This is a genomic window from Kitasatospora sp. NPDC007106 (assembly GCF_040634455.1).
Classification (GTDB): Bacteria; Actinomycetota; Actinomycetes; order Streptomycetales; family Streptomycetaceae; genus Kitasatospora; species Kitasatospora arboriphila.
Window position 1 is genome coordinate 1 of the sequence record NZ_JBEYFP010000462.1, and the last position, 4,755, is coordinate 4,755.

The 4,755-nt window shown below is 73.0% G+C and carries 4 protein-coding genes and 1 riboswitch; all 4 genes read right to left on the reverse strand.

The features are described from left to right. Positions 1-268: 268 nt before the first annotated feature. Entirely contained in the window at positions 269-1,327 is a 1,059-nt protein-coding gene (locus ABZ641_RS26085) for an NlpC/P60 family protein (protein WP_344628129.1), read from the reverse strand. Between the two features lie 238 nt (positions 1,328-1,565). Then, a complete protein-coding gene (locus ABZ641_RS26090; protein WP_344626716.1) occupies positions 1,566-2,633 on the reverse strand; it encodes an NlpC/P60 family protein in 1,068 nt (355 codons plus the stop codon). A gap of 10 nt (positions 2,634-2,643) precedes the next feature. Next, positions 2,644-2,832: riboswitch (cyclic di-AMP (ydaO/yuaA leader) on the reverse strand. A 359-nt stretch (positions 2,833-3,191) separates the two neighbouring features. Next, positions 3,192-4,220 carry an NlpC/P60 family protein gene (locus ABZ641_RS26095; protein WP_344626715.1) on the reverse strand — a complete coding sequence of 343 codons (1,029 nt, stop codon included), beginning with the start codon at positions 4,218-4,220 and terminating at the stop codon, positions 3,192-3,194. Positions 4,221-4,411: 191 nt separating this feature from the next. Further along, the coding region (locus ABZ641_RS26100; protein ID WP_359985444.1) for an NYN domain-containing protein at positions 4,412-4,755 on the reverse strand (344 nt) is incomplete at its 5' end.

Here is a 4,755-nt window from a genome sequence, read left to right on the forward strand (position 1 = left end):
CCCGCGTCGAGGACCTGCTCGCCGCGGGCCCGGACGCCGGCGCTCGGCGCGCCCTGCGGGTACAGGCCGGCCCGGTCCCCGGTGGCGGGCAGGGCGCGGGGTGCGGAGAGCTGGGCGAGACCGCCGACGGCCAGCAGCAGAGCGGTGCGCCGGGAGATCCGGCCGCCGGCGGGCAGCACGGACCGGCCCGCCGCGGCGCGCCGGGGCAGGTCGGTGACCAGGGGCTCGGCCTCCCCGCCGGACGGGCCGGGCTGCCGGTGGAAGGCGCTCAGACCCGCACCACCCCGCTGACGGGCATGGCACCGACGCTCTCGTAGCGGACCCGGGCTCCGGGGTACGGGGCATGCACGACCACGCCGCCGCCGGCGTACATGCCGACGTGGTGCATGTCCTTGTAGAAGATCACCAGGTCTCCCGGTCGCGCCTCGGACAGGCTGACTCGCCTCCCCGCGTGTGCCTGCGCCTGCGAGGTGCGCGGCAGGGTGACTCCGGCCTGCCGCCAGCTCCAGTACATCAGACCGGAGCAGTCGAACGTGGAAGGGCCGGTGGATCCGTAGACGTAGGGCGAGCCGATCCGGCTGATCGCGGCGGCCAGGGCGGCGGCGGCACGGTCGGAGGAGGGCGGCTGGTCGCCGAGGTCGATCCGGTCGGCGCCGTGCGCTGCGCGGCGGGCCGCGTCGGCGGCGTCGTCCGCGGCCAGCCGGGCGCGTTCGTCGGTGGTGAGGCCGCCGAGCAGCCGCTGGGCGTCGCCGAGCCGGCGCCGGACCTCGTCCTTGTGGTCGGCGAGCGAGCGGCGGACCTCCTCCAGCTCGGCGAGCTTGGCGGTGGCCTCGGCGCGGCGCTGGTCGAGCCGGCGCTGCCGGTCGAGCACCTGGTGCAGGGTGTCGCTCTGCCGGCTGGCGGCCTGGTCGAGGGCGCGGGCGCGGGTGAGGTAGCCGGCCGGGTCGGACTCCAGCATGAGGCGGACGGAGGGGTCGAGCCCGCCGTCGCGGTACTGGGCGGCGGCGGCGGTGGCGAGGTCGGTGTAGAGCCCGTTCAGCTCCTCCTGGCCGGCGGCGACCTGGTCCTGCAGCTGGCCGGCCTCGGTCTGCAGGCGTTTCTGGTCCTCCCCCGCGGCGTTCGCGCGCTCGCTGGCCTGCTCGGCCTCCTCGTAGAGCCGGTCGACCTTCGCCCGGACGTCGGCCGTCCGCCGCCCGGGGTCGGCGGGGGCGCCGTGGGCCGCGGTGCCGACGGTGGCGCCGACGGCCGTGGTCGCCGCGGCCGTGAGCACCAGGGCCCGGGCGAGGGTGTGGCCGCCCGGCAGTTGGGGGCGTCGATGCGCGGACATGCGGCGGCGGCTCCGTTCCTGCGAACGGACGGCCGCCGCCGCCCGGGTCGGGCGGGCGTCCTCGCGGACATCCGGGGGCAGACGTTAGCGAGTCCGGCCGAGCTAGTCCAAACCCTGCCAGCACCGAATATTTGACCTTCAATCGGACATTCTGCCGACTGGGCCGCCGGGTGCGGCAACGGCCGCGGGCCCGGCCCCCAGGGGGAGCCGGGCCCGCGGGGAGCCGCCGGACGGGCCGTCAGACCCGGACGATCGCCGAGATCGGCATGGCCGTCGCCGAGACGTAACGGACGACCGCACCGGTGTGCGGCGCGTGGATGACCTGCCCGCCGCCCACGTACATGCCGACGTGGTGCTGGTCGCCGTAGTAGATCACCAGGTCGCCGGGCTTGGCGTTGGCGATGTTGGTGCCGATGTTGGTGCCCGCGCCGGCCTGGGACTGCGAGGTGCGCGGGATCGAGACGCCGGCCTTGCCGTACGCCCACTGCATCAGACCGGAGCAGTCGAAGGTGCTCGGGCCGGTCGCACCGTACACGTACGGGGCGCCCAGCGCGGACTTGACGGCCGCGATCGCCTTGGCGGTGTACGAGCCCGAGGGCACGTCCACACTGCCGAGGTCGGGACGGGCGGTGTCCCGCGAGGCGCGGTCCGCGGAGGACTTGGCCGCGGAGGCCGCCTTCGCCTCGGCCGCGGCGAGGTCGTCCTTCTCCTTCTGCGTGAGGGTGTTCAGCAGGGCGCTGGCCTTGGCCAGCTTGTCCTGGAACTCCTCCTTCTTGGCCTTCAGCGCGCGGGTGCTGGTGTCCAGCTCGGCGAGCTTGTGCTCGGCCTCGACCTTCTGGCCGTCCAGCTTGGCCTGCTCGGCCTTGAAGGACTTGAGGGTGTCGGCCTGGGTGGCGCTCATCCGGCTGACCGCGCCGGCCTGGCCCAGGAACTCGCCCGGGTTGCTGGAGAGCATCAGCTGGACGGTCGGCGAGATGCCGCCGTCGCGGTACTGCTGGGCCGCGACCTCGGCGAGGCGGCCCTGGACGCCGCTGACCTCCGCCTGCTGGCGGGCGACCTGGTCCTGCAGCTGGGTGACCTGCTTCTGCAGGTCCTGCTGCTTCTGCTCGGCCGCGAGGTAGGCCTCGTTGGAGGCCTCGGCCTGCTCGTTGAGCTGGTCGACCTGGGCCGCGACCTGCTCCTTGGTGGGGGTCGGGTCCGCGTGCGCGCCGGTCTGCGAGGAGAGGGCCACCGCAGTGGCGGCTGCCGCAGTCAGGATCGAGGCACGGGTACGGCCGACGGGCTTGGGACGACGATGGGACGCCACGAAGGCGGACTCCTTCTTCCTCACACCGCCTACCGGGTGAGCTGACGGGTTCGGGCCGGAAGCATTGCCCTACGACGCCTCACGCCCGCACCCGCCCGTCCGCGGTCCGACCGCGGCCCGGCCGGCGCGGCCGACCTGACGCCGATTCACCCCGAGGGAAACGTGGTTCCCCGGCTCCGTTCGACAGCACCCCCGCAGGGGCTCCCCGTGGACGGTCGGGACCGTCCTGCTGCGTCGCGGACTCGGCGGCGACCACCGCCGCCGCCCGGGTTGGGCGAACCACTGTGCGGTGATCCGTGGGGATGACCCTAGTAACCGATCCGTGATCCGTTCAAATCCTTGTCAGAAAAACGACGGGGAAATGTTGTCGTGAAAATGTGATTGCGACCGCCGGTGACCGGCAATCCACGCTCGGCTGACGCGATGTCACCCGTCGGCGGACAAAACGCGACGCCCGGGCGTGTCGGAGATCACACGGTGATCGCGACGCGCCCGGGCGTGTCATGCGGCATCAGAAACGCCGCAGGTGAGGCTTATGTCCGAATTGCTACTGGAGGGTCAGACGCGGCGGATCGTCTTGATCGGCAGGGTGTCGGCGTCCATCACCTTCACCACGTCGCCGGTGTGCGGCGCGTGGACGACGAGGCCGTTGCCGATGTACATGCCGACGTGGTGCGCGTCCGAGTAGTAGATGACGAGGTCACCCGGCTGGGCGTCGGCCAAGGAGGGTACCCGGGCGCCGACGCTCGCCTGCGACTGCGAGGTGCGCGGCAGCGACACGCCGGCCTTGGCGTACGCCCACACCATCAGACCGGAGCAGTCGAAGGAGTTCGGGCCGGTGGCGCCCCAGACGTACGGGGTGCCGCGCTTGCCCATCGCCGCGGCGACCGCGGTGGCCGCGTAGCCGGAGGCCGGCGGCAGGCTGCCCAGGTCGTAGCGGCTGTCGCCGCGCGAGGCGCGGTCGGTGCCGAGGACCGCGGCGCGCTCGGCGGCGGTCAGCGTGCTCAGCAGGCTCTGGGCCTCGGAGAGCTTCTTCTGGACCTCCGACTTGGCGTCGTTCAGGACCTGGGTGGAGCGGTCCAGCTCGGACAGGATGGCGGCGGCCTCCTGCTTCTGCTGGTCCAGCCGGCGCTGCTGGTCCCGCAGGCCCTTCAGCGTCGAGGCCTGGGTGTCGGTGGCCTGCTCGTTGCTGGACGCCTTCGCGAGGTAGTTGTCCGGGTTCGAGGAGAGCATCAGCGCGACCGTCGGGTCGACGCCGCCGGTGCGGTACTCGTCGGCCGCGACCGCGGACAGGCCCGACGCCACCTGGGAGAGCTGCTCCTGGCTGCGGGCGATCTGGTCCTGCAGCTGGTCGGCCTGCTTGCGGAGCTGGTCGGCCCGCTCCTTGGCGCCGTTGTACTTCTCGGCCGCCTGCTCCTGCTCCTCGAGCAGCTTGTCGACCTGGACCTTCACCTCGTCCTTGCTCGGCTTCGCCGGCGCGGCATGCGCGGCGGCCTGGGCCGACAGGGCGACCGCGGTCGCGGCGGCAGCGGTGAGCACGGTGACCCGCGCGCGGCTCGGCTGCTTGGGACGGCGGTGGGAGGCCAAGGGACTAGCTCCTTCTTCCTGCTGGACTCACCCGATCGGGTGGACGTCCGGAAAATAGGTTTGACGCCAGACCCTAGTGAAGATCCGCCCCCTGCGCCACTCCCGTGCCGGGCGAACTTGGCGCGGAACGCTGGATTTCACCACCCCGACACAACCCCGCCACCATGCCCTCCACCTGGGCCGACGACCCGTCAGGGCCGGGCGAGCCGGTTGAGCAGCAGGATCGACGCGACCGGGCGTGCACCGGCCTTCCGTACGCCGTCCGCGACCTCCCGATCCGTGGAGACCACCACGACCGGCCGGCCCTGCGGCTCGGCCCGCACCAGGCGGCGGATCAGCTCGTCCGCGGTCTCCCCGGTGCGGCTGAAGCGCACCCGGACCCCTCGCGGCGGCGCCATGATCACCGGGACGTCGAGGTCCTGCCCGTCGAAGACACAGGTGACCTCGGCCTGGGTGCGCTGCGCGAGCATCGCCAGACCGCCCAGCAGCCGCATCCGCTGCTGCTCCAGCGGCAGCGTCGGATACCCGGTCTTGG

Coding starts and splice junctions, on each gene's coding strand:
- ABZ641_RS26085 (WP_344628129.1), bottom strand. CDS start 1,327: ATGTCCGCGCATCGACGCCCCCAACTGCCGGGCGGCCACACCCTCGCC.